The sequence below is a fragment of the Rhizobium sp. 18065 genome (genome assembly GCF_902706095.1).
In the GTDB taxonomy this organism is placed as follows: domain Bacteria; phylum Pseudomonadota; class Alphaproteobacteria; order Rhizobiales; family Rhizobiaceae; genus Allorhizobium.
The window spans coordinates 518,628-543,371 of record NZ_CACSJP010000001.1 but is presented as its reverse complement, the minus strand read 5'-3'; the positions used below and the strand labels follow the sequence as shown (position 1 = coordinate 543,371).

The window sequence follows — 24,744 nt, the reverse complement described above, 5'->3', positions numbered from 1 at the left end:
AAACCTCCCGGGCACCCGGCCAGGACGTCTCAACGAGACGTTTCGGACCCAAGCCCGGTTGACGGTGAAACGCTTCGTTTCGCCGGCCAGAGCCGCCTTGCCAGAGAGACGCATGCAACCGGCAAAAATCGCCGAACGGGGCGCCGGAAGGAGCCATATAATTTATTCAATCAGGTTGCTTCTGGCGCCCTGTCCGAGACTGACACGCTATCCCCGGAGGAGGACAATCCGACCGGTGGTTTGGCATGGGATTTTTGAAGGTTTGGAATGATGAGGATGTTGGATCGAGGATCGGACCGTGTGGCTCGCCGGGACCGTTACCGTCAGCCGTCAGAGCCAGTTCGCCCCCCTCTGTCGGCTCCGCCGACATCTCCCCCACACGGGGGGAGATCGGCCGAGACCGCAGTGCAAGGGAGAGGATGGTGACCGCGGTCCAAAGGCCAAAACAGCAGACGACAAGACATCGCCTCATTGCACCGGCCTCAATTGTCCAAGGTATCCGATTGGCCGAGCGGCCAGCCCCACGCCGATCTCCCTCCTTGTGGGGGAGATGCCCGGCAGGGCAGAAGGGGGTATCGCCAGAGATAAAAGTCAAACGTGCGAACAAACACCAGCCACCAACTCACCTCTCGCCAATCGCAAAAAAGGCGGCCGAAGCCGCCTTTTCACTAACCATCATGGTGCCCTCAGGCAGCCTTTGCGGCCTGCCCGTAAGGGTCGAAGCGGCCGTAGAAGGTGTCGCCCTTGGCGGCCATGTCGACGAGCAGCGGCGTCGGGTTGAAATGCGCGCCGTAGTCCTTCGCCAATCGTTCGCACAGGCTTACGAATGTCTTCACGCCCATGCCGTCGATGTAAGACAGTGCGCCACCGGTGTAAGGCGCAAAGCCGAAGCCGAGGATCGAGCCGACATCGGCTTCGCGTGGGTCGGTGACGATGCCTTCCTCGACAGTGCGGGCCGCTTCCAGCGCGATCGTCACCAGGAAACGCTGCTGCAGCGTCTTGACGTCGACATCTTCCGGCTTCTGCTGCGGATGCAGGTCCTTCAGGCCCGGCCAGATGTGTTTCTTGGCCGGCTTGGCCGGATAGTCGTAGAAGCCCTTGCCGTTCTTGCGGCCGAAGCGCTCTTCCTTCTCGACCATGCGCGAGACCAGCTCCATATGGCGCGGATCGACGGCCTTTTCGCCAAGATCGGCGACGGTGGCTTTCAGGATCTTGTAGGACAGATCGATCGCCACTTCATCGTTGAGCGCCAGCGGCCCGACCGGCATGCCGGCGAACTTGGCGGCATTTTCGATCATCACCGGCGGCACGCCTTCGATCAGCATGTTGTAGCTTTCCGCCATGTAGCGCAGGACGCAGCGGTTGACGAAGAAGCCACGCGTGTCGTTAACGACGATCGGGGTCTTCTTGATCGCCGCGACATAGTCGAGTGCGACAGCGAGCGCCTTGTCACCGGTTTCCTTGCCGAGGATGACTTCGGTCAGCATCATCTTCTCGACCGGCGAGAAGAAGTGGATGCCGATGAAATCGACGGGGCGCTTGGAGTTTCCGGCTAGGCCCGTGATCGGCAACGTCGAGGTGTTGGAGGCGAAGATCGCGCCTTCGGGCAGAACCGCCTCGACCTTTTCGATGACAGCCTTCTTGACGTCGCGGTCTTCGAAGACGGCCTCGATGACCAGATCGGCATCGGCCAGCGTGCCGTAGTCATCCGACGGGGTGATCAGCGACAGCAGCGCCTCGCCCTCGTCCTTGGTAAGTCTGCCCTTGCCGACAGCACCGGCGACCAGGCCCTCGGAATGGGTCTTGCCCTTGCCCGCTGCCTCCATGTCGCGGTCGATCAGGACGACATTGATGCCGGCGGCTGCCGTCACATAGGCGATCGAGGCGCCCATGAAGCCGGCGCCGACGACGCCAACCTTGGTGATCTTCGACTTCGGCTGGCCGGCGGGACGACGGGCGCCCTTGTTCAGTTCCTGCATCGAGACGAACAGCGAGCGGATCATCGAGAACGCTTCTGTCGTCTGGACGATCTCGGTGAAATAGCGTTGCTCGATGCGCAGGCCGGTGTCGAACGGCACCTGCAGGCCCTCATAGACGCTTTTCAGGATGGCGAGCGCTGCCGGATAGTTGCCGGCGGTCTCGCGGCGCAGGATGGCGGATGCCGCCGGCCAGAGCTGGGCTGCCGCCGGCGTCCAGATGCCGCCGCCGGGAACCTTGAAGCCCTTTTCGTCCCAGGGGGCGACCGGCTTCAACCCGTCCTTGATCATCTGCTTGGCGGCATTGATCAGTTCGCCCGGCTCGACGACCTGGTGGACCAGACCCATGGCCTTGGCGCGGGCAGCCGTCAGGCTCGACCCGGTGGTCATCATCTGCAGGGCGTCCTGGGTATTGGCCAGACGGGCCACGCGCTGGGTGCCACCGGCGCCGGGGAAGATGCCGACCTTGACCTCGGGCAGTGCCAGCTTGACCGACTTGGCATTGGAGGCGACGCGGCCATGGCAGGCGAGCGACAGCTCGAAAGCGCCGCCCATGCAAGTGCCGTTGATCGCAGACACCCATGGCTTGCCATTGGTCTCGATCTTGCGCCACAGCCAGGTCATGCGACCGGCGGCGTCAAACAGCTTCTTCACGGCACCGGCCGGATCCTTGGCCTTCTCTTCCTCGAGCATGGAGAACATGCCCTTGATCATGGTGAGATCGGCACCGCCGGAAAAGCTGGACTTGCCGGAGGTGAAGACGACGCCCTTGACGTCGGCATCCGCGACGGTCTGGTCGAGGATCTTCTCGATCTCGTCCATCACCTCGACGGTGAAGACGTTCATCGACTTGTCGGGCATGTCCCAGGTGACCAGCGCAATGCCGTCGGCGTCAGTCTCGATGGTGAAGTTCTTGTAGGTGCTCATAATGGGATTCCTCTTCCCTTGAATTCTCTGATGTCGCCGCCGCTCCAAATCCGGTGCGATCCGGCGGGGTTAAGCCCCTCCCCCTTGTGGGGAGGGGTTGGGGAGGGGCTCTTGTGCAAAGACCCCTCCCGCCTGCCGGCCACCCTCCCCACAAGGGGGAGGGTTGGACCCCATCAAACCCGTTCGATGATCGTCGCGGTGCCCATGCCGGCGCCGATGCAGAGCGTGACGAGCGCGGTGTTGAGATCGCGGCGTTCCAGCTCGTCGAGCACGGTGCCGAGGATCATCGCGCCGGTGGCACCGAGCGGATGGCCCATGGCGATCGCGCCGCCGTTGACGTTCATCACGTCGTGGCTGACGTTGAAGGCCTGCATGAAGCGCAGGACGACAGCGGCAAACGCCTCGTTCAACTCGAACAGGTCGATGTCGGCGATCGTCATGCCGGAGCGCTTCAACAGCTTTTCCGTGACGTCGACCGGGCCGGTCAGCATCAGAGCCGGATCGGAGCCGATATTGGTGAAGGCGCGGATGCGGGCGCGGGGCTTGAGGCCCATGCTCTGGCCACCAGCCTTGGAGCCAACCAGCACGGCTGCGGCGCCATCGACGATGCCGGACGAATTGCCGGCATGGTGGACGTAGTTGATCTTCTCGATTTCCGGATGCGCCTGAATGGCGACTGCATCGAAACCGCCCATTTCGCCGGGCATCTGGAAGGACGGATTGAGGCCGGCCAGCGACTGCATGTCGGTCGTGGGGCGCATATGCTCGTCGCGATCGAGGATCACCAAACCGCTGCCATCCTTTACCGGGATGACGGACTTAGCGAAATAGCCCTTTTCCCAGGAATTGGCCGAGCGCTTCTGGCTTTCGACGGCATAGGCATCGACGTCATCGCGGGAGAAGCCGTATTTCGTGGCAATCAGGTCGGCGGAGACACCCTGGGGCATGAAATAGCCGGGGAAGTTGACCGACGGGTCCATGTACCAGGCACCGCCCGACATGCCCATGCCGACGCGCGACATCGACTCGACGCCGCCGGCGATGACGATGTCGTCGGAACCGGCCATGACCTTGCCAGCAGCAAGATTGACCGCATCGAGGCCGGAGGCACAGAAGCGCGAAATCTGGATGCCGGGGGCGGAGAAGGCGTAGCCTGCCTCGAAGGCGGCAGCCTTGGGGATGACGGCGCCGGCTTCCATGACCGGATCGACGCAGCCGAAGATGATGTCATCGACGGTGGATGTGTCGAGGCCGTTGCGGTCGCGCAGGGCTTCCAGCGTGCGGGCGGCCAGACGAGGCGTCGGCACTTCGTGCAGCGATCCATCCTTCTTGCCACGGCCGCGCGGGGTGCGCACGTGATCGTAGATATAGGCTTCGGTCATTGTTTCTCATCTCCCTTGCGGCGCTCGGGCGCCTTGAAAACTGCTGTGGCCACCTTGTGGCGGATCGTCACCCGCCTGCAGGCATCTTCTCTCTCAAGCGGAGAGATGAACGCAGGTCGCGACATCGATCTTCGCCCTTTCCGGCGGCGGCAATCCCCTCTCCCCGCAAGCGGGGAGAGGGTCAGGGTGAGGGACAAACCGCAACGCTGGCGGGCGCTGCAGGCCCCTCATCCGGCCTTCGTCCGTCTCTCCGTCGAGCGGAGACGACGGTCAGAACGCGTCGGCGGCCATTTCCATCAGGCTGTCGGCGCCAGCTTCGATGCGGGTCTTGCGCAATGCGGTCTCCGGCATGATCTTTTCCATGTAGAAGCGGCCGGTGAGCAGCTTGTTTTTGTAGAAATCGGCATCACCAGTGCCCGCGGCAAGGGCCGTGTTGGCGGCCTTGGCCATCTTGGCCCACATATAACCGAGAACCACGACACCGAAGAGATGCATGTAGTCGGTGGAGCCAGCACCGGCATTGTCGGGCTTGGCCATGGCATTCTGCATGAACCACATGGTCGCCGCCTGCAGATCGTTCAAGCCCTTCTTCAGGCTCTTGGTGTAGGCGGACAGGCTTTCGTCGGCGCGGTTTTCCTCACAGAAATCGCCAATCTCCTTGAACAGGGCCATGACGGCGCGGCCACCATTGGCGCCAAGCTTGCGGCCGACGAGGTCGAGCGCCTGGATGCCGTTGGCGCCTTCGTAGATCATCGCGATGCGGGCATCGCGGACATACTGGCTCATGCCGTGTTCTTCGATGTAACCATGGCCGCCGAAGACCTGCTGGGCCATGACGGCGTGGTCGAAGCCCTTGTCTGTCAGCACGCCCTTCAGGATCGGCGTCATCAGGCCGAGGATGTCGTCGGCCGTCTGCTTTTCGGCAGCGTCGCCCGAGCGATGGGCCACGTCGGACTTCAGCGCGGTCCACAGCGTGAAGGCGCGGCCGGCCTCGTTAAACGACTTGATGGTCAACAACGTGCGGCGGATGTCGGGATGGACGATCAGCGGATCGGCCTTCTTTTCCGGCGCCTTGACGCCGGACAGCGAGCGGCCCTGGATGCGTTCGCGGGCATAGTTCGCCGCGTTCTGATAGGCGATTTCGGCGATCGACAGGCCCTGCAGACCAACGCCGAGGCGGGCCTCGTTCATCATCACGAACATGGCCGAGAGGCCCTTGTTCTCGGCGCCGATCAGATATCCGGTCGCCTCGTCATAGTTCATCACGCAGGTGGAATTGCCGTGGATGCCCATCTTGTGTTCGATGGCGCCGCAGGTGGCGGCATTGCGGGCACCTACCGAGCCATCGTCATCCACCATGAACTTCGGCACGATGAACAGCGAGATGCCCTTGGTGCCTTCCGGTGCGCCCTCGATGCGGGCAAGTACCAGATGGATGATGTTGTCGGTCATGCCGTGTTCGCCGGCCGAAATGAAGATCTTCTGGCCGGAAATCTTGTAGGAGCCATCGCCCTGGGGAACAGCCTTGGTGCGCAGCAGGCCAAGATCGGTGCCGCAATGCGGTTCGGTCAGGTTCATCGTGCCGGACCAGGTGCCTTCGACCATCTTTGGCAGGTAGGTCTGCTTCTGGGCATCGGAGCCATGCACGAGGATGGCGGCAATCGCGCCCTGGGTCAGGCCCGGATACATCATCAACGCCATGTTGGCGGACGACATGTATTCGCCGACGGCGACATGCAGCGTGTAGGGCAGACCCTGACCACCGAATTCCGGCGGGACGGCGAGGCCGAGCCAACCGCTCTGGCAATAGGCGTCATAGGCCTCCTTGAAGCCCTTCGGCACGGTGACGGTCGCGTCGTCGTGGCGAGTGCAGCCTTCCTGGTCGCCGGAGAGATTGAGCGGGAAGAGCTGTTCCTCGGCCAGCTTGGCGGCTTCACCGACGATCGCCTCGACCATGTCCGGGGTCGCGTCCTCGAAGCCCGGCAGATTGTTGTACCGGTCGAAGCCGAGCACGTCGTTCAGGATGAAAAGCGTATCGTTTACGGGGGCCTTGTAGACAGGCATCAGGTATCTTCCTCCAAAGACATGGTTCCGAGATATCGGACTGGTTCTAGCTTATACAAATAATTGACGTGCGCGTAAACGTCAAAGTTTACGGATCGCCATATTTTACCGGTGGCAACCGGCACCCTCCCCTGCATCTTCCTTCCGCCAGCGCTTGCACCGGCTGCTATTCTGGCCCCGGCTCCAGCCACCACCCTGGCTGCAACTCCACGTTAGCACCATCGCGCAAAAGTCTGAGCAAATCCTCTTCGATGCGATCGGACGGAGTGCAAGCTGGCAGGTGCTGCTTGCGCGGGGCATTTCAGAGAAAGTTAAAGTTTTTTAGGGCCGGGTTAACGGCTTCTTTACCATGTTTCATGAAAGGTTGCTTTTGAAAGCTGGCGATCCGCGTGCCTTGCACCCGTCGCTGCCACGTCCTTCGGAAACAACCGAAAAGACAGGCGGGACAGGACAAGACCAACGGAACAAAGGCTCGACAGCGGCAGACGCAGCCGAGCGGAGTAACCGTCGGCCATCATCGAAGCGAGCAGAACCATGAACGGATCTCGATCACCCTCTCAACGTCCCGGCGGCACATCCTCGCTGGACGCGCTGAGTCGTACCATCGAGGGTCTTGAGGCACGGATCGACGGACTGATCGGTCAAAGCGGACGCAACCGCCCGACGGAAGAACCGATGGCGCGTGCGCCGGAGCCGTCCTCCAGGCCGCAGCGCGAGTTTCGCGATCCGCTGGCAGAGATCCGCGAACGCCAGCGCCTGCTCGAAGAGAGCCGCAACCGCACACCCGAACGCAGCACCTATCGCAGCGAAACGGCCGTGCCTGCTGCACCTGCGCAGCCCGCGCTGCGGGATCCGGCACCATCCTACCGCGAGCCGCTTCCGCCGCTGCGCGAACCACTTCCAACGCTGCGCGAGCAGGCGGCCGACCGCTTTGCCACGCGCTCCGATCGCCGGGCCGAAATCGGCAGCCGTGACATCACCGAGGCGCTGCTCGGTCTGCGCCAGGAACTGAAGCAGGACATTGCCGAGAGCATGGCGCGTGAGATTGCCGGCCTGCGCCACGAGATGCGCAGCATTCGGACACTGGCCGAGGAAAGCCGGCCGAACGAGGACATGCGCGCCGACTTCGCCAAGCTTGCCGACAGCATTCACCAGCTCGACGCCGCCAAGGCGCCCGGCGCCGACGGATTGCAGGCGGAATTCAACGAGCTGCGCTCGCTGATGGATGGCCTTGCCCGCGAGGATTCCGTTGCCCGCATGGAGCGTCGCTGGAGCGATGTCGAAGTGCGCCTCGGCGAACTCGACACATCGGCGATGCGCGAGGAGATCATCCGGCTCGCAGACCGGCTGGACGACATCAAGGCGCATCTCGGCACGATGGGCGACACCCGCGCCATCAGGGCACTTGAAGAAAAGCTGATCACGGTCGCGGCCGCTCTCGAGCATATCGGCGCGCATATCGACCCGAACGAACGCATGGTGATGGAGCAGTTTGCCGGCATCGACATGCGGCTCGACGAAATCACCAGGGCGATTGCCGCCGGCAGCCGCACGGCGACTGCCAACACCGACACGGCCACCCTGCACCGCCTGGAAGACCGGCTGGCCGGCCTTGCCCGGCAGATCGAAGGTCTGAACGAACACCGCGACCCGCAGACGGATGCATCGGAAGAACTGGCACAGCGGCTGGAACTGCTGACGCTGCGCATCGAACAGCTATCGACCAGCCAGAGCACCGCCCCGCTCGAAGACCGCCTCGACCAGCTCTCCTACATGCTGGAGAGAAACCAGAAGCCGGTGCCGGCCCCGGAGCTGACAGGTTATCTCGCCGACATTTCACGCAAGATCGACGCACTCGACACGGGATCGGTCAATGACCGTCTGGCCGACAGGCTGGAAGTCCTGGCACGACGGATCGAGGAACTGGATCTGCCGGTCGCCGCCACCGCACAGATCGACGACAGCGCCTTCCGCGACCTGGAAGACCGGCTGAATGCCGTCGTCTACCGGCTGGAAGAAACAAGCGCATCCACGCCTGCGACCGACAGCGCCAGCCTGCGCGGTCTCGAAGAGCAGATCGCGCATCTGTCGATGCTGATCAGCCAGCCGTCGAGCGACCCGGAAGTCGCGGGGCGGATTTCGGCACTGGAAGACTATGTCGCAACCAGCGACGAATACATTATCGAAGCCGCCCGCCAGGCTGCCGAGACGGTGATGGCGAATTTTGCCCATCGCGGACCGTCTTCCGCCGCAAGCACGGCCGACCTCAGCGCGCTCACGGCACTGTCGGATCACCTGCGGCAGCTCGAAGACTTCTCGCGCAATTCGGAAGAACGGACCCACCGCACCTTCGAAGCCCTGCACGGCACGCTGGTGCAGATCGCCGGCCGTCTCGACGAGTTGCAAGACAGCGCCCAGAGACCTGAACCGGCACTCTTTGCCCAGGCACCGATTGCCCAGCATCAGGACCGACGCCCGGAACCTGCGCGCGCAGAGCCTGTACGCCCGGAACCCGTCCGCCCGCCGGCCATGCCCGCGATGACGACGGCAAGCGAGGCTGTCATCGCCGAAGCGCATCCGATCGATGCCGAACTGCAGGCGGCGGCCGATGCCTTTGCCGAAACGATGACGGCCTTGCCGGTCATCCAGGCTGCCAGAAACGAGAAGAAGCCCGCCAAGCCAAGCCTGCTTGCCGGACTGGGCAAGAAGCTTCTGCCCTCGAAGAAGGAGCCGAAGCCCACCGAAGCTCGCCAATTGATCGATCCGGTCCCATCGATCGATCCGGTCGACATGGTTTCGGTCGATGAAGACAACGAATTGCTGGAGCCGGGCTCGGGCGCACCCGACGTGCGCAAGATCCTGGAGCGGGTTCGCGCCAGCCAGCAGGCACCGCGCAATGACGCCAGCGGCAAGGACGGCAACGACCGTACCGACTATATCGCCGCCGCCCGTCGCGCCGCCCAGGCCGCCGCGATGGAAATGGACCGCGCGCAGAAGACGCCACCGGCGTCACGGACAGCCGCCGGCGCCAAGGCGAAGGCCACGGCTATGGGAACCGGCACGGACAAGGGCGCGGAAAAGGGCGCGGAAAAGGCATCCCTCTTCGGCCGCTATCGCCGGCCGATCCTGATGGCCGTCGGCGCGATCCTGCTCGCTGCCATGGCCATGCCGCTGATCAATACGCTGACGCGCGACGACAGCGACAGCCAGTCGCCGGCGCCGATCGAGGCGCCAGCGACAGACGAAAACAGCCAGATCGAGCGGGCACCCGCCAGCATCGACACTGCGGCCAGCGAAGCACCGGTGACCGTCGATGCGAGCGCGGCGCCGACTGAGGCAGCAATGGCCGTTCCGCCACCAGAAGCGGCGGCCTCCCTGGATACCGCAAGCGACGAACCGGCTGCGCCGGCAACGGATGCAATCGGCGCCGATGTGCCGACGACAAACCCGGTGGTCGGCGAGACGCAGGCTGCGGCCGAACCGGCTGCTGCGCTGATTGCACCAACGGAGACGGCACCGCCGCAGACGCTGGACAGCAGTCCCGCACCGGCTGCCGAAACCTCGACACTTGCACCGCCGCCGGCTGATGCCAAGGCTGCAGCCATCGTGGTTCCGGCGACGATTACCCCGCCATCGCTGTCGATTGCCGCCAAGGACGGCGATCCGGTGGCGCTGTTCGAGATCGGCGCGCGCTATACCGATGGTCGCGGCGTCAGCAGCGATTTCGCCGAAGCGGCCAAGTGGTACCAGCTTTCGGCCGATCGTGGCTTCGTGCCGGCGCAGTACCGGCTGGCCAATCTCTATGAAAAGGGCACCGGCGTGCCGCGCGACATCGCGACCGCCAAGCGCTACTACGAGATGGCGGCCAATGCCGGCAATGCCAGCGCGATGCACAATCTCGCCGTGCTGTTTGCGTCCGGCGCCGACGGCGCGCAGGACTATGCCAAGGCGGTTGAGTGGTTCGAAAAGGCTGCCGAATTCGGCATTTCCGACAGCCAGTTCAACCTGGCCATCCTCTATGCACGCGGCAATGGCGTGAAGCAGGACCTGACCGCCTCCTACAAGTGGTTCGCCGTGGCGGCCAAGGAAGGCGACAAGGATGCGGCGCAGAAGCGCGACGAGGTCGCCAATGCAATGAAGCCGGACCAGCTGGAGCGCGCCCGCGCCGAGGTGGACCTGTGGAAGGCAAAGCCCGTCGATGCCGATGCCAATACCGTCAACACCCCCGACGAATGGGCCGGCAAGGGCCTGAAAACGGCCAGCGTCGACATGAAGAAGGCAATCTTCAACATCCAGGCGATCCTGAACAAGAACGGCTTCGACGCCGGCAAGCCGGACGGCGTGATGGGTGGGAAGACCGTGACGGCGATCAAGGCCTTCCAGACGTCGATCGGAGAACAGCCGACGGGTCAGGTCTCGGATAAACTGGTCAATGCGCTGCTCGCACGCAACAAATGATGGCTCCGTCATAAAAGGCGGAAAATCAGGGCTTATGGGTGGCTGCAGAATTGACTTGCAGCCCTCACGGGCGCAAGAAAAGACCAGCCTGGGATCAAATCCAATCAAGGACTTGCGCCCGTTTTAGACGATTTGTGAAACGGGCCGCGATCCGGCCTCCAGAGATCCGCGCCGAGAGCGCGGATAGTCGCATTTGAGGTCAGCGCGTGACGATCTATCTGCCGATCGCCGAATTGTCGGTGAATATCTTCATCATCCTCGGCATGGGCGCGGCTGTCGGCTTTCTCTCGGGCATGTTCGGCGTCGGCGGCGGCTTCCTGATCACGCCGCTTTTGATCTTCTACAACATCCCGCCCGTGGTTGCGGTTGCGACCGGAGCCAACCAGGTTGTGGCCTCCTCGGTCTCGGGCGCGATCACGCATTTCCGGCGCGGCTCGCTCGACATGAAGCTTGGCATCGTCCTGCTGATCGGAGGCCTGGCGGGAGCGACCATCGGCGTCGTGATCTTTTCCTGGCTCAGACGGCTCGGTCAGCTCGACCTGATCATCTCGCTGCTCTACGTCGTCTTTCTCGGCACGGTCGGCGGGCTGATGCTGGTGGAAAGCCTGCGCGCCATGCGCCGGGCATCCCGCAATGAAACGATCTCGCTGAAGCGGCCCGGGCAGCACAACTGGGTGCATCGCCTGCCGTTCAAGATGCGTTTCAAGAAATCGAAGATCTATCTCAGCGTCATTCCGCTGCTCGCGTTGGGTTTTGCCATCGGCATCCTGACCTCCATCATGGGTGTCGGCGGCGGCTTCATCATGGTGCCGGCGATGATCTATCTCCTGCGCATCCCGACCAATGTGGTCGTCGGCACCTCGCTGTTCCAGATCATCTTCACCACGGCCTATACGACCATCGTGCAGGCGGCGACGAACTTTTCGGTCGATATCGTGCTGGCCTTCGTGCTGATGGTGGCCGGCGTCATCGGGGCGCAATACGGCGTGCGCGTCGGGCAGAAGCTGCGTGGCGAGCAGCTGCGCGCGTTGCTCGGACTGCTGGTCCTGGCCGTCGGCGTGCGTCTGGCGATCGAGCTGGTCTTGCCGCCGGTCGATATCTACTCTCTGGCGATCGGGGGCTGACATGCTGATGAAGCTGATCGCAGCCGCCGCCTTTTCCGCCTGCATCGCAGCCGCCCTGCCGGCTGCGGCGCAAAACCCGCTGGCCGCCGAGATCATCGGCCAGGAAACGCTCGACATCGGCACGTCGACCAGCGAAATCGCCATCACCTCGGATTTTTCCGGTGCCGACCTGACGATTTTCGGAGCGCTGGCCAATGCCGACCAGCTGCTGCTCGCCATCGGTCAGTATGATGTGGTGGTGACGCTGGAGGGACCGCGCGACTGGACAACGGTGCGGCGCAAGGAGCGGATGTTCGGGATCTGGGTCAACCGTACCTCGATGACCTTCGAGCAGATGCCGACCTCCTATTCGCTGGCGAGCACGCGGCCGGTGAGCGAAATCGCCCCCGCCGTGAAGCTGACGCAGCTCGGCATCGGCATCGAGCACCTGGCCCTGACGCCGACCGGTTATCTGAGCAATGCCGCCAATCTCAGCGAATTCCGCGACGCCTTCCGGCGGCTGAAGCAGACGGCGGGGCTTTACCAGGGCGACACGAACGGCGTGCGCTTCGTCTCGTCCAGCCTGTTCAAGGCGACGTTGCAGCTGCCGGCGAATATTCCAGACGGTGTGCATATGGTGCACGCCTATCTGTTCAAGTCAGGCGAGTTCATCACGGAGCGGGAATTGCCGCTGCGGGTGATCAAGACCGGGCTCGAGGATGCGATCACCCAGGCCGCGCACCAGCAGCCGCTGTTTTACGGCATGTTTTCGGTGATGCTGGCGCTGATCACCGGCTGGCTGGCGAGCCTGATTTTCCGCAAGGACTGAACACGGCTCAGCCGAGCAGATTGCCGTAGCGCACCGAATAGACACGGTCGCGGCCGAGCAGGTGGGCGATCAGGTCGGCGCGGGCAAACAGGCCGGTAAAGGCCTTGTGGCGCAGGTCGAGGCCGCCGGTCAGGACGCCGAAGGCCGGCATCAGCAGGCGGTTGCCATCGGTGGCGAAACACGGACGGCGGACGGATTTTTCCCGGCGGCGCACGGTGGCGCAGGGATGCAGGTGGCCGGCGATCTCGCCGGCGCCATGGGCGAGCGACGGTTCGTGGCGGAAGGTGATGCCCGACAGGGCGATCTCATCGGCGGACATTCCCGGCAGATCGGTCGTGCCGTCCGGGTCATGGTTGCCGTTGATCCAGATCCAGTCACGGCCGCGCGCCATGGAGGCGATCATCTCGCGGAAAGACAACGGCATCAGGGCGGAACCGGCGCGATCATGGAAATTGTCACCAAGGCTGATGACGGTCTTCGGCTGGTAGCGTGCGATCACCACTTCGAGCAGCCGCAAGGTGGCGAGCGTGTCATAGGGTGGCAGGAGCTGGCCACGGCGGGCAAAGGCCGCCCCTTTTTCCAGATGCAGGTCGGAGACGACGAGCAGGTCGAGATCGGGGAAATAGAGAGCACCCGACAGATCGGCAAAGCCAAGCTGGCCGGCGATCACAAGGCTTGCGCGCCTTGTCTCATCCTCCTGTTCGCCGATTGCCCGTGCCAGTCTGTTCATGTGGTTCTTCTAACGTGTTTCGGTGCGGATGCCAGCCCTGTTCACGCCAACCCTGTTCACGCAAGAGCTTCCGCCATCAGATCTTCGGCGGCATAGGCCAGCAGGTGTTCCTGGGCATCACCGGCCACCGGCTCCTTGCCGATCTCCATCATGACAGGCACGGCCAGCGGCGAGATCTGCTCCAGGCGCTTGTGCAGGATATGACCCTTGATTCGTTTTAGCATATCGGCAAGCCGGGCGATGTCCAAAAGTCCGGCGGCGGCATCCTGTCGCGTCGCCTGCATGAGGATATGGTCGGGCTCGTGCACGCGCAGTACGTCGTAGATCAGATCGGCGGATACTGTGACCTGGCGGCCCGACTTCTCCTTGCCGGGATGGCGCTTGTCGATCAGACCGGCGATGACGGCGCAGGTGCGAAAGGTGCGCTTGAGCATCCAGCTCTCGTTGAGCCAGGCTTCGAGATCGTCGCCGAGCATGTCCTCGTCGAAGAGATCGGCAAGGCTCAATGCCTTGCGGGCGATCATCGAGCCCATGTCCTCCAGCCCCCAGATTGCCAGCGCATAGTCTGTCGCGACGAAGCCGAGCGGCTTGGCGCCGCGGCGCTCCAGACGCCGGGTGAGCAGCATGCCGAGCGTCTGGTGGGCGAGCCTGCCCTCGAAGGCATAGATGACCATGTAGAAACGTTCGCCGCGCGGGAAGGTCTCGATCAGCAGATCGCTGCGTTTGGGCAGGACGGATTTTTCCTGCTGCAAGGCGAGCCAGTCACGCACCTGGTCGGGAAGATTGGCGCGGCGGGCGGGATCGTCGAGCATGGCGCGGACCTGGTCGGCGAGATAGGTCGACAGCGGGAACTTGCCGCCGGCATAGGCGGGGATCTTCGGATCCTGGGAAAAGGCATTGGAAACAAGGCATTCATTGTCGCGGATGCCCTCGAAGCGCAGGACCTTGCCGGCGAAGAGGAAGGTATCGCCGGGCGTCAGCTGTTCGAAGAAATACTCCTCGACCTTGCCGAGCGTCATACCGCCACGGCCGATCGAGCCCAGATGGTTGCGCTTGACGAGGCGGACATTGAGCATCGGCATCTCGACGATGGTGCCGAGGTTGAGGCGGTACTGCTGGGCGACCGCCGGATTGGAAACGCGCCATGTGCCGTCCGCGGTCAGGCGGATGCGGGCGTAACGCTCGTAGGTCTTCAGCGCATAACCGCCGGTGGCGACAAACTCGACGATGCGGGCGAAGGTTTCACGCGGCAATGCTGCATAGGGAAGCGCGCTCACGACCTCTTCATAGAGCTCGTCTTCAACAAAGGGGGCCGCACAGGCCATGCCGAGCACATGCTGGGCGAGCACGTCGAGCGAGCCTTCGCCGACGGGCGGTGTATCCTGGGCGCCGATATAATTGGCATCGAGCGCCGCCTGACATTCCATGACCTCAAACCGGTTGGCCGGCACGAGGATGGCGCGGGACGGCTCGTCCATGCGGTGATTGGCGCGGCCGATGCGCTGGGCGAGGCGCGAGGCGCCCTTGGGCGCGCCGACATGCACGACGAGATCGACATCACCCCAGTCGATGCCGAGATCAAGCGTCGAGGTGGCAACGACGGCGCGCAAGCGGTTTTCGGCCATGGCGGCCTCGACCCTGCGGCGCTGGGACACATCGAGCGAACCGTGATGAAGGGCGATCGGCAGGTTGTCGTCGTTGACGGTCCAGAGTTCCTGGAACAGCATTTCGGCCTGGGAGCGGGTGTTGACGAAGAGCAGCGTCGTCTGGAAATCCTTGAGCACCTTGTAGAGATCAGGGATGGCATAGCGGGCCGAATGGCCGGACCAGGGGATGCGCTCCTCCGTCTCCAGGATGGTGATGTTCGGCCTGGCGCCACCATCGACGGTGATCACACCGGATTCCGCCGTTGCATCCAGCGGCTGGGCGACAAGCCAGCGGCGCAGGTCGAGCGGCTCGGCGACGGTGGCCGACAGGCCGATGGTCTGGAGACCAGGTGCCAACCGGCGCAGGCGGGCGAGGCCGAGCGACAGGAGATGACCGCGCTTGGAGGTGACCAGCGAATGCAGTTCGTCGAAGATGACGTAGCGCAGGTCCTTGAAGAAGCGTCCGGCATCGGCATGGGAGATCAGCAGCGCCAGCTGCTCGGGCGTGGTCAGCAGGATATCCGGTGGATTGAGTTTCTGGCGCTGGCGCTTGGCCTGCGGCGTATCGCCGGTGCGGTTCTCTACGGAAATGGCCAGCCCCATTTCGGTCACCGGCTTCATCAGATTGCGCTCGATATCGACGGCGAGTGCCTTCAGGGGCGAAATGTAGAGCGTGTGGATGCCGGTGAAGGCGGAACCCGGGGGCAGCTTGCCGCGCTCGGTAAGTTCGGTGAGCGCCGGCAGGAAACCGGCCAGCGTCTTGCCGGCACCGGTCGGGGCAATCAGCAGCAGGCTTTCGCCTGACCGTGCGCGGGTCAGCAATTCCAGCTGGTGGGCGCGCGGCTGCCAGCCCTTTTCACCGAACCAGCGGAGGAAGGGGGCGGGCAGAAAAGAGAGTGGTGACTGATTCATGGACACAGTGCCAACCTAGCGCGGTCGCGGCGAAAAAGAAGCGCGTTGACAGACGCAATAATCACGGATAAATATTATCCACGATATAGGAGCAAACGATGAAACTCAGCGACGGCATAGAACAGGCGATCCATTGCATGACCATGCTGGCCAGCCTCGGAGAAGGCAGCACGCTTTCGGCTGCAGCGCTTGCGGAGTTTCATGGGGTGTCGCCCAGCTACCTGCTGAAACACCTGCAGGCCCTGTCTGCTGCGGGGCTGGTTGCCACTGTTCCCGGCCCGAAGGGCGGCTACCGCCTTGGCCGGGCGGCCGACGAGATCACCCTGCTCGACATCGTCATTGCCGTGGAAGGGCCACAACCGGCCTTTCGCTGCAACGAGATCCGCCAGCGGGGGCCCAATCCCCTGCCCGCCCGGTATTTCGACAAACCCTGCGGGATTGCCGCCGCGATGCTGGCGGCGGAAAGGGCCTACCGGTTCGAACTGAAAAAAACCAGCATCGCGGATCTGATCAACGATCTGACTGCCACAGATGACGGGGGGATTGCCGCGCGCGGCTGTGCCTTCCTCGACATCAACGAACGCAAAGCCGCCCGCTGAAGGGCAGACCCAGAAAGGAACCACCATGCATCCCCGTCTCGATATGCAGAAGGCCGCGCCCGCCGCCTTCAAGGCCGTGCTCGGCCTGGAAAACTATGTTCAGTCGAGCGGCCTTGCCCGCTCGGAAATCCACCTGATCAAGCTGCGTGCCTCGATCATCAACGGCTGCGCCTTCTGCGTCGACATGCATATCAAGGAGTCGCGCCATGACGGGCTGTCGGAACAGTGGACCAACATGATGTCGGTCTGGCGGGAATCGCCGATCTATTCGGCCCGCGAACGCGCCCTGCTTGGCTGGGTCGATGCGGTGACGAACCTTCCCGGCACCGGCGCACCCGACGCTGACTTCGAGACCCTGAAGGCACATTTCAGCGAAACCGAAATCGCCAATATCACGGTCGCGATCGGCGCCATCAATGTCTGGAACCGGCTCGCCGTTGGTTTCCGCTTCCAGCATCCGATCGACAAGCCACGCGCCGCTGCCTGAGGCAGGTCCTGAGGTCCTCCAAGTGGCACGAATATAAAAAGGCGGCGCAATATTCTGCGCCGCCTTTTTCACGTTTGCAGGCTGAGTGGGTCAGGCTGCAAGATCCAGCACGATACGGCCGTCGATCTGGCCCTTTTCCATGCTCTTGAAGATGTCGTTGATGTTTTCGATCCTGTCCCAGGAGAAATGCGAGGCCACCTTGCCTTCGCCGGCAAACTGCAGGCTTTCCTCAAGATCCTGGCGCGTGCCGACGATCGAGCCGCGCACGGTGATGCGCTTCAGCACCGTTTCAAAGACCGGCAACGAGATAAAGCCCGGCGGCAGGCCGACCAGCGCCATCGTGCCCTTCGAGCGCAGGAAGCCATAGGCCTGCTCCATCGCCTTGGGCGACACAGCGGTGACCAGCGCGCCATGCACGCCGCCGGTTGCCTTCTGCACCTGTTCGATCGCGTCCTGGGCCGTGCCGTTGACGACGATGTCGGCACCCAAGTCCCTGGCGAGCTTCAGCTTGTCATCGAAGATGTCGGCCGCAACGACATGCATGCCCATCGCCTTGGCATATTGCACGGCCATGTGGCCGAGACCGCCGATGCCCGAAATGACGACCCATTCGCCGGGGCGCACTTCGGTTTCCTTCAGGCCCTTGTAGACGGTGACGCCGGCGCAGAGGATCGGGGCTGCCGCGCCGAATTCGAGATTGTCCGGCAGGCGGCCGACGAAATCCGGGTCTGCCAGACCGTATTGGGCAAAGGTGCCGTTGACCGAATAGCCTGTGTTCTGCTGGCTGCCGCAAAGGGTTTCCCAGCCGGTGCGGCACGGATTGCAGCAACCGCAGGCGGTGTGCAGCCACGGCACGCCGACGCGGTCGCCTTCCTTGATGCGGGAGACGCCGGCGCCCAGCTTGGCAACATAGCCGACGCCTTCGTGGCCCGGAATGAACGGCGGATTAGGCTTGACCGGCCAATCGCCGTTGGCGGCATGCAGGTCGGTATGGCAGACGCCCGTTGCCTCGTATTTCACCAGGATCTGGCCCGGACCGGGTTCGGGGATGGGGTGTTCTTCGATCACCAGCGGCTTGCCGAACGCACGCACCACCGCAGCTTTCATTGTCGATGCCATCATATCCTCCAGTCAAGATTGACGATTGCCCAATTGCCAAGGCAATACCCTTCGGGATCGCCCGGCGGGTATGGGACGAGACTATGCGCGCATGGAGGGAAGGCGGATTGATCAGTGTCAATCCGCCGGCAATTTCATCGGAGTGTCATCGGACGCGCGTCCGGTGCGGCGGAGGGAAAGCCCTCCGCCGTCCACCTGTCACGCGAGGTTCTTCTTGAGGAATTCGACCGTGCGCGACCAGGCCAGATCGGCTGCGGCCTTGTCGTAGCGGGCCGACGAGGTGTCGTTGTTGAAGGCGTGGTTGACGCCGTCATAGACGAACAGCTCATAGGTCTTGCCATTGGCATCGAGGGCCGCCTTGTAGGCGTCGATGCCGGCGTTGATGCGCTCGTCGAGCCCGCCGTAGTGCAGCATCAGTGGCGCCTTGATGGACGGCACGTCCTCGGCCGGCGCCTGGGCGCCGTAATAGGCGACGCCGGCGCCCAGTTCCGGCGAGGCAATCGCCATGCGGTTGACCATGCCGCCGCCCCAGCAGAAACCGATCGCGCCGACCTTGCCATTGGTCTTTTCATGACTGCCGAGGAAGGCGCGGGTCGCCTCGCCATTGGCAACCGTTGCGACCATGTCGAGGCCGGAGAACATTTCGCGGGCCTGATCCTCGTTTTCCGGCGTGCCGCCGAGCGGCGACAGGAAATCAGGCGCGAGCACCACGAAGCCTTCGAGTGCCATGCGACGGGCGACATCGCGGATATGCGGGTTAAGGCCACGGTTTTCGTGGATGACGATGACGGCCGGAAGCTTGCCGGTCGCGCCCTTCGGCATGACGAGATAGCCCTTCATCTCGCCGCCGGCACCCGGATAGGTGATGTCCTGCGCTTCAATGCGATCGTCAGCTTCCGGAATGATGGTGGCGCCGGCCTGGCTGGCGGCCAGGAGCGGCATGATGGCCGCAGCCGCGGCACCCGTGCCGGCAAGCCGGGTCAGCTTTTCCATGAAGCCACGGCGATCGAGTGTCAGATGGGTGTATTCATCATAGGCGTTGATCATCGCCTGGGTGATCTTCGGCTTGTCCATGTTCTTCTCCCACGTTGAATTCAACATCAGGGAAGATAGGCAAACCGGCTGCCAAGCCCAGACAAAACTGCGTTACCGCAGGATCACGAAAAGGCCATCCACGCGAGCAGCCAGACCCAGAGGGCAAACAGCGTCGCGAAGCCCAGGCCGAACAGCGGCCGGCGCAGATGCAGCCGGTTGCCGAAGACATGCACATAGGCATGGGCGTAACGCGTTGCGACGAAGAACCACGCGAGCACCACGGCGACCAGATTGTCGGCCTGGGTGATATAGAGCAGGATCGAGACGGCGTAGAACAGGACCGGCAGTTCGAACTGGTTGGCGATCGCGCGGTTGACCACACGGCTTTCCTCGGGTTCGGCAAGGTTTTCGCGAAAGGCGATGCGCTCCACCTTGCCCGAGCGAACGACCTGGCTCCGGCGCAGGACCAGCAGCGCGTAGAGGCAGAAGACGAGGAAGGCATGGGCGACCAGAGGCCAGAACATTTCGAAACCGGTCATGGCAAAATCCTTGTTCAAATCACTGTCATGAAAAAGCCCGAGGTCGTTGCCGACTTCGGGCTTGGAATCTGTCTAACGGCTCGCAGAAATCATGCACCGCCCGGATAGTTCGGGCTTTCTCGGGTGATCGTCACACCATGCGGATGGCTTTCGCGCAGGCCGGCGCCGGAAATGCGCACGAAGGTCGCCTTTTCCTGGAAATCCTTGATGTCCTTGCCGCCGACATAACCCATGGCGGCCTTGAGGCCGCCTGCGAGCTGGTGCAGCACGGCCGAGACCGGCCCCTTGTAGGGAACCTGGCCCTCGATGCCTTCCGGCACGAGTTTCAGCGTGTCGCGCACTTCCGCCTGGAAATAGCGATCCGCCGAGCCGCGCGCCATGGCGCCGACAGAGCCCATGCCGCGATAGGCCTTGAACGAGCGCCCCTGGTAGAGATAGACCTCACCCGGGCTTTCGTCGGTGCCGGCCAGCAGCGAGCCGACCATGACCGCCGACGCACCGGCGGCAATCGCCTTGGCCACGTCGCCGGAGAACTTGATGCCGCCATCGGCAATGACAGGAATGCCGTGCTTGTTGGCTTCCTCGACCGCTGCCATGACGGCTGCAAGCTGCGGGACGCCGACGCCGGCGACGATGCGGGTAGTGCAGATCGAGCCCGGGCCGATGCCGACCTTGATGCAATCGGCGCCGCTGTCGATCAGGGCGCGGGTGCCTTCGCTGGTCGCGACATTGCCGGCGATGATGCGGATGGCATTCGACATCTTCTTCACTTCGGCAACAGCATCCAGCACCTTCTGGCTATGGCCGTGGGCGGTATCGACGACGATGACGTCAACGCCGGCCTCGATCAGGCGCTCGGCGCGTTCGCGGCCATCGTCACCGGTGGAGATCGCGGCGGCGACGCGCAGGCGCCCTTGCGCATCCTTGGCGGCATGGGGGTTGAGCTGCGACTTCTCGATGTCCTTGACGGTGATCAGGCCGACGCAACGGCCCTCGTTGTCGACCACCACCAGCTTTTCGATGCGATGGGTATGCAGCAGGCGCTTTGCCTCCTGCTGCTCGACGCCGTCGCGAACCGTGATCAGGTTTTCGCGGGTCATCAGTTCGTAGATCTTCTGGGTCGGGTCGGAGGCGAAGCGGACGTCGCGGTTGGTGAGGATGCCGACGAGGCGGCCCGGGCGGCCACCGTTCTCGACGACCGGGATGCCGGAAATGCCGTGCGACTTCATCAGCGACAGCGCTTCGGCCAACGTCGCGTCCGGGCCGATGGTGACCGGGTTGACGACCATGCCGCTTTCGAATTTCTTGACCTGACGGACCTCTTCGGCCTGCTCGATCGGGGTCAGATTGCGATGGATGACGCCCATGCCGCCAGACTGTGCCATGGCAATCGCCAGACGGCTTTCGGTGACCGTGTCCATCGCCGACGACAGGATCGGCAGCGAAAGATCGATGTCCTTGGCAATGCGGGTGGCGATATTGGTCTGGCCCGGCATGATTTCCGAATGGCCGGGCTGCAGCAGCACATCGTCAAAGGTAAGCGCTTCTGCGCCGGTTGCCGAAATTACGATGCGTGCCATTGCCATTTCCTTCGTTTGATAAAAAGCCGGAGGCTCCGAGACGAAATATACGTCCGGCTGCTCCTGCAAAAACTGCTTGGAAGTTGGCGAGGGCTGGTAACACGTTCATGACAGGAAGGGAATAGCAAAATGGTTTTCAGCCGTAGCACCCGGATTTCTGCGCTTGCCGCGACCAAAACTCGCGTTTAACGGGAATTAAATCATGCTAATGAAGAGATCCTCAAGTCTTCTCCGTTAGAAGAGCCTGGATCGCGCCGAAAACGGCCGGCACCAGAAAACAACAAGATCAAAACGGGGACGTGTCACATGACAGCAATCAGAAAACGCGCAGTTGCGCTTGAGAACCAATTTGCCCGCGATCAGGAGCTCCTGTTCAAGACCGAAGCGCGCCGCAATGCGCTGATCGGCCTCTGGGCGGCCTCCGTGATCGGCACCGGCGATGGCGAGGCCTATGCCAGGGAACTGTCGATGACGGCTGTCGAGGGCGAGCACAAGGTGCTGGAACGCCTGCGCCACGATTTCGATGCTGCCGGCGTTGCCGTGCTCGATACCGACATTCAGGACCACATGGTCTCGATGCTGCGCACGGCAGCCGACGATCTCTACAACGGCCGGTAATTCCTGCTGTCCTGATATTCAAAGGCCTGCACGCGATCTCGCGCATGCAGGCCCTTTTCCAAATGCTTGACGGGGACGGATCAGATGTCGAACTGGTAGGCCTTGGGCACGAAGCGGTAGCCTTGGTCAATCTTCTCGACATAGCCGACCGCCGGGAACGGCATGTGATAACCGAGGAAGGCGAGCTTGTCGGTTGCCAGCATGTCGAAGACCTTCTTGCGGCTTGCGGCGGCAGCAGTCTTGTCCATATCGAACCGCACTTCCCAATCCGGGCGCTGCAGCGACAGGACGAAGTGGTTTGCCGTATCGGCGGTCAGGACGAGCTGTCGGCCTTCCGATTCCACGCTGTAGATCATATGGCCCGGCGAATGGCCAAAGGCGGCCATGCCGGTGATGCCGGAGACGACCTCGCCGCCATCGCCGATGAAGGTCATCTTGTCGGCCAGCGGCTTCACATTGGCAAGCACGCCCTTGTGGCCGCCTTCGGCCGGTGTGCCGGCACGGGCCGGATCGACCCAGAAGTCATATTCCGTCTGGCCGGTGATATAACGGGCGTTCAGGAAGGCTGGCGCACCGCCCTCCATCAGTCCGCCGATGTGGTCGCCATGCAGATGGGTAAGCACGACGACGGTCACATCCTCGCGCTTGTAGCCGGCAGTGGTCAGTCCCTCCAGCAAACGGCCATTGCCATTGGCGCGGCCAGCTTCGCCGAAACCGGTATCGAACAGGATGACATCCGAACCGGTGTTGACGAGCGTCGGTGAGAAGCTGTTGACGAACTTGTCAGCGGGCAGGAAATTGGCTTCGAGCAGCGCGCCGACGACTTCCGGCGTCTGGTTGGTGCCGAAGATCTCCTGCGGATTGTCCGAGGGGCGCGCACCATCCTTGACGACGACGATCTCGAACTTGCCGACCGTGAACCGGTGGGTTTCGGGCGGCATGGCATGATTGATATCCATGGAGGTGTCGGCTCCGGTCTGCGCGCTTGCGGCGGTCATGATCATCGGTGATGCGAGAGCGACACCTGCGCCACCCAGCAACATTCTTCTCTTTAGCGATACCATCGAAAACTCCCTCGTTGAAAACTCCTCTGCCCGGCAAGCCAAGCTCCCGTGGCGAAATAGGTTTCACGGCGACTGAGGAAAGTCGCCTCACACCATCGTGATCCATAGTCCCGAAGAGAGATGGAACAATTGGTGCGGCTGGCGCATGTCTGGCTGTCGGCTCAACATCCTTTTGCGGAAGGTCCGAGGATGATTTCACAGCCGTCGCGAATAGGATAGAAGACGCACCGCACACCCTGCCCGCCGCATTCCCCAGGACAATTCGATGAACCGCATCACACCGCTGATCCTTGCCGTTGCACTGTTCATGGAGCAGATGGATTCCACGGTGATCGCCACGGCCCTGCCGACGATTGCCGCCGATCTGCATGTCGGTCCGATCACCCTGAAGCTGGCACTGACCGCCTATATGGTGGCATTGGCGATCTTCATCCCGATCAGCGGCTGGATGGCGGATCGCTTCGGCGCAAAACGCATTTTCCGCGCGGCGATCGTCGTCTTCATGCTGGGCTCGGTGTTCTGCGCCATCTCCGGCTCGCTGACCACCTTTGTCGCGGCGCGGTTCCTGCAGGGCATCGGTGGCGCGATGATGACACCGGTGGGACGCCTGGTTCTGTTGCGCACCACGAAACGCAGCGACCTGGTCTCGGCGATGGCGCTCTTGACCATTCCCGGCCTGCTCGGCCCGATCACCGGACCGCCGGTCGGCGGCTTCATCACAACCTTCTTCAGTTGGCACTGGATCTTCCTGATCAATATCCCGATCGGGCTTGCCGGCCTCTGGCTCTCCAGCATCTATCTGCCCGAGATCGATCCGGTGGCCACAGCACCGATCGACTGGAAAGGTTTTGCGCTCAGTTCGATCGCCGCCTCGGGCCTCGTCTTCGGACTGTCCGTCATGAGCCTGCCGGGCCTGTCGATCATCGTCGGCATCGGTGCAACCGTGATCGGCATAGTTTGCCTGATACTCTATGTATGGCACGCACGCCGTCACGCAGCGCCGCTGCTCGACCTCAGCCTGTTTGCCAATCGCAGCTTCCGCGCCTCGATCATCGGCGGCACCGGTTTCCGGCTGGCGGCAGGTGCGACACCGTTCCTGCTGCCGCTGATGCTGCAACTCGGCTTCGGGATGAGCGCTTTTCAGTCCGGCATGACCACGTTCATTGCAGCGGTCGGCGCGATCACCACCAAATTCGTGGCGCGGCGCGCCTTCGCGGCTGCCGGCTTCCGCAATATCCTGATCGCAGCCGGTCTTGGCGGCACATTGACGACGGCCGCCAATGCGTTCTTCACCCCGGCAACGCCGATCGCGGTGATCATGGCGTTCCTGCTGATCGGCGGTTTTTTCCGGTCGTTCTTCTTCACCGGCGTCAATACGCTCGGTTATGCCGAGATCGACGACCGGCATGCAAGCCAGGCCACGTCGCTGACCTCGGTGCTGCAGCAGATCAGCCTGGCGCTCGGGGTTGCCGTGGCGGCCGCCATTCTCGAAACCAGCACGAGGCTGTCCGGCGGCGCATTGTCGCTTGCTGATTTCCACGTCGCGTTTGCGGTCGTGGCCGGGCTTTCCGTCTTCGCAATCATCCCGTTTTTCGGGCTACCCCGCGATGTCGGATCGGCGGTCTCCGGCTATCGCCGATCCGCAGAGACAGACACCATTGCGGTGAAGTGACGCC

At 62.9% G+C, this 24,744-nt stretch carries 17 protein-coding genes; 7 read left to right on the top strand and 10 right to left on the bottom strand.

The window, feature by feature from the left end:
• Positions 1-686 precede the first annotated feature (686 nt).
• The 3 genes from GVK95_RS02585 to GVK95_RS02575 form a co-directional block, all read right to left on the bottom strand.
• Positions 687-2,903 carry an FAD-dependent oxidoreductase gene (locus tag GVK95_RS02585; protein WP_159946290.1) on the bottom strand — a complete coding sequence of 739 codons (2,217 nt, stop codon included), beginning with the start codon at positions 2,901-2,903 and terminating at the stop codon, positions 687-689.
• 173 nt (positions 2,904-3,076) lie between these two features.
• A complete protein-coding gene (locus tag GVK95_RS02580) occupies positions 3,077-4,285 on the bottom strand; it encodes an acetyl-CoA C-acetyltransferase (RefSeq protein ID WP_159946289.1) in 1,209 nt (402 codons plus the stop codon).
• Between the two features lie 270 nt (positions 4,286-4,555).
• The gene (locus GVK95_RS02575) at positions 4,556-6,349 is read right to left on the bottom strand and encodes an acyl-CoA dehydrogenase C-terminal domain-containing protein (protein WP_159946288.1); all 1,794 of its coding nucleotides are present in this window, start codon (positions 6,347-6,349) and stop codon (positions 4,556-4,558) included.
• Between the two features lie 534 nt (positions 6,350-6,883).
• On the opposite strand from GVK95_RS02575, the gene GVK95_RS02570 reads away from it, so the two are divergent.
• The 3 genes from GVK95_RS02570 to GVK95_RS02560 all read left to right on the top strand — a co-directional run bounded on the left by GVK95_RS02570 (position 6,884) and on the right by GVK95_RS02560 (position 12,739).
• Positions 6,884-10,807: a peptidoglycan-binding protein gene (locus tag GVK95_RS02570; protein WP_159946287.1), complete on the top strand. Its 3,924-nt coding sequence runs from the start codon at positions 6,884-6,886 to the stop codon at positions 10,805-10,807.
• Between the two features lie 206 nt (positions 10,808-11,013).
• Positions 11,014-11,931, top strand: coding sequence for a sulfite exporter TauE/SafE family protein (locus tag GVK95_RS02565; protein ID WP_159946286.1), 918 nt, complete (start codon positions 11,014-11,016; stop codon positions 11,929-11,931).
• Between the two features lies 1 nt (position 11,932).
• Positions 11,933-12,739, top strand: a complete 807-nt coding sequence (locus tag GVK95_RS02560; protein WP_159946285.1) for a TIGR02186 family protein — start codon at positions 11,933-11,935, stop codon at positions 12,737-12,739.
• A gap of 7 nt (positions 12,740-12,746) precedes the next feature.
• Here GVK95_RS02560 and pdeM read toward each other — a convergent pair whose 3' ends face one another.
• Both pdeM and GVK95_RS02550 read right to left on the bottom strand, forming a co-directional pair.
• Positions 12,747-13,469, bottom strand: coding sequence for a ligase-associated DNA damage response endonuclease PdeM (gene pdeM / locus GVK95_RS02555; protein WP_159946284.1), 723 nt, complete (start codon positions 13,467-13,469; stop codon positions 12,747-12,749).
• A 56-nt stretch (positions 13,470-13,525) separates the two neighbouring features.
• Positions 13,526-16,027 carry a ligase-associated DNA damage response DEXH box helicase gene (locus GVK95_RS02550; RefSeq protein WP_159946283.1) on the bottom strand — a complete coding sequence of 834 codons (2,502 nt, stop codon included), beginning with the start codon at positions 16,025-16,027 and terminating at the stop codon, positions 13,526-13,528.
• 98 nt (positions 16,028-16,125) lie between these two features.
• Between GVK95_RS02550 and GVK95_RS02545 the strand changes: the two genes are divergently transcribed.
• Together GVK95_RS02545 and GVK95_RS02540 are read left to right on the top strand one after the other, a co-directional pair.
• On the top strand, positions 16,126-16,626 hold the full coding sequence (locus GVK95_RS02545) for an Rrf2 family transcriptional regulator (RefSeq protein ID WP_159946282.1): 501 nt from the start codon (positions 16,126-16,128) through the stop codon (positions 16,624-16,626).
• 25 nt (positions 16,627-16,651) lie between these two features.
• The gene (locus GVK95_RS02540; RefSeq protein WP_159946281.1) at positions 16,652-17,113 is read left to right on the top strand and encodes a carboxymuconolactone decarboxylase family protein; all 462 of its coding nucleotides are present in this window, start codon (positions 16,652-16,654) and stop codon (positions 17,111-17,113) included.
• A gap of 90 nt (positions 17,114-17,203) precedes the next feature.
• On the opposite strand, the gene adhP is transcribed toward GVK95_RS02540, so the two are convergent.
• The 4 genes from adhP to guaB form a co-directional block, all read right to left on the bottom strand.
• Positions 17,204-18,232 carry an alcohol dehydrogenase AdhP gene (adhP, locus tag GVK95_RS02535; protein WP_159946280.1) on the bottom strand — a complete coding sequence of 343 codons (1,029 nt, stop codon included), beginning with the start codon at positions 18,230-18,232 and terminating at the stop codon, positions 17,204-17,206.
• A gap of 198 nt (positions 18,233-18,430) precedes the next feature.
• A complete protein-coding gene (locus GVK95_RS02530; protein WP_159946279.1) occupies positions 18,431-19,306 on the bottom strand; it encodes a dienelactone hydrolase family protein in 876 nt (291 codons plus the stop codon).
• An 83-nt stretch (positions 19,307-19,389) separates the two neighbouring features.
• Positions 19,390-19,806, bottom strand: a complete 417-nt coding sequence (locus GVK95_RS02525; RefSeq protein ID WP_159946278.1) for an MAPEG family protein — start codon at positions 19,804-19,806, stop codon at positions 19,390-19,392.
• Positions 19,807-19,895: 89 nt separating this feature from the next.
• Positions 19,896-21,386 carry an IMP dehydrogenase gene (gene guaB / locus GVK95_RS02520; protein ID WP_159946277.1) on the bottom strand — a complete coding sequence of 497 codons (1,491 nt, stop codon included), beginning with the start codon at positions 21,384-21,386 and terminating at the stop codon, positions 19,896-19,898.
• A 306-nt stretch (positions 21,387-21,692) separates the two neighbouring features.
• Between guaB and GVK95_RS02515 the strand changes: the two genes are divergently transcribed.
• A complete protein-coding gene (locus tag GVK95_RS02515; RefSeq protein ID WP_159946276.1) occupies positions 21,693-22,004 on the top strand; it encodes an ATPase inhibitor subunit zeta in 312 nt (103 codons plus the stop codon).
• An 80-nt stretch (positions 22,005-22,084) separates the two neighbouring features.
• On the opposite strand, the gene GVK95_RS02510 is transcribed toward GVK95_RS02515, so the two are convergent.
• Positions 22,085-23,068: an MBL fold metallo-hydrolase gene (locus GVK95_RS02510; protein ID WP_159946275.1), complete on the bottom strand. Its 984-nt coding sequence runs from the start codon at positions 23,066-23,068 to the stop codon at positions 22,085-22,087.
• 265 nt (positions 23,069-23,333) lie between these two features.
• On the opposite strand from GVK95_RS02510, the gene GVK95_RS02505 reads away from it, so the two are divergent.
• Positions 23,334-24,740 carry a DHA2 family efflux MFS transporter permease subunit gene (locus GVK95_RS02505; RefSeq protein ID WP_159946274.1) on the top strand — a complete coding sequence of 469 codons (1,407 nt, stop codon included), beginning with the start codon at positions 23,334-23,336 and terminating at the stop codon, positions 24,738-24,740.
• Positions 24,741-24,744 lie beyond the last annotated feature (4 nt).

What these genes read in the sequence shown, in the direction of transcription:
- GVK95_RS02585 (WP_159946290.1), bottom strand. Translation starts at nt 2,903, where the DNA reads ATGAGCACCTACAAGAACTTCACCATCGAGACTGACGCCGACGGCATT.
- GVK95_RS02510 (WP_159946275.1), bottom strand. Translation starts at nt 23,068, where the DNA reads ATGGTATCGCTAAAGAGAAGAATGTTGCTGGGTGGCGCAGGTGTCGCT.
- GVK95_RS02525 (WP_159946278.1), bottom strand. Translation starts at nt 19,806, where the DNA reads ATGACCGGTTTCGAAATGTTCTGGCCTCTGGTCGCCCATGCCTTCCTC.
- GVK95_RS02575 (WP_159946288.1), bottom strand. Translation starts at nt 6,349, where the DNA reads ATGCCTGTCTACAAGGCCCCCGTAAACGATACGCTTTTCATCCTGAAC.
- adhP (WP_159946280.1), bottom strand. Translation starts at nt 18,232, where the DNA reads ATGGCATCGACAATGAAAGCTGCGGTGGTGCGTGCGTTCGGCAAGCCG.
- GVK95_RS02505 (WP_159946274.1), top strand. Translation starts at nt 23,334, where the DNA reads ATGAACCGCATCACACCGCTGATCCTTGCCGTTGCACTGTTCATGGAG.
- pdeM (WP_159946284.1), bottom strand. Translation starts at nt 13,469, where the DNA reads ATGAACAGACTGGCACGGGCAATCGGCGAACAGGAGGATGAGACAAGG.
- GVK95_RS02550 (WP_159946283.1), bottom strand. Translation starts at nt 16,027, where the DNA reads ATGAATCAGTCACCACTCTCTTTTCTGCCCGCCCCCTTCCTCCGCTGG.
- GVK95_RS02530 (WP_159946279.1), bottom strand. Translation starts at nt 19,306, where the DNA reads ATGGACAAGCCGAAGATCACCCAGGCGATGATCAACGCCTATGATGAA.
- GVK95_RS02515 (WP_159946276.1), top strand. Translation starts at nt 21,693, where the DNA reads ATGACAGCAATCAGAAAACGCGCAGTTGCGCTTGAGAACCAATTTGCC.
- GVK95_RS02580 (WP_159946289.1), bottom strand. Translation starts at nt 4,285, where the DNA reads ATGACCGAAGCCTATATCTACGATCACGTGCGCACCCCGCGCGGCCGT.
- GVK95_RS02545 (WP_159946282.1), top strand. Translation starts at nt 16,126, where the DNA reads ATGAAACTCAGCGACGGCATAGAACAGGCGATCCATTGCATGACCATG.
- GVK95_RS02540 (WP_159946281.1), top strand. Translation starts at nt 16,652, where the DNA reads ATGCATCCCCGTCTCGATATGCAGAAGGCCGCGCCCGCCGCCTTCAAG.
- guaB (WP_159946277.1), bottom strand. Translation starts at nt 21,386, where the DNA reads ATGGCACGCATCGTAATTTCGGCAACCGGCGCAGAAGCGCTTACCTTT.
- GVK95_RS02560 (WP_159946285.1), top strand. Translation starts at nt 11,933, where the DNA reads ATGCTGATGAAGCTGATCGCAGCCGCCGCCTTTTCCGCCTGCATCGCA.
- GVK95_RS02570 (WP_159946287.1), top strand. Translation starts at nt 6,884, where the DNA reads ATGAACGGATCTCGATCACCCTCTCAACGTCCCGGCGGCACATCCTCG.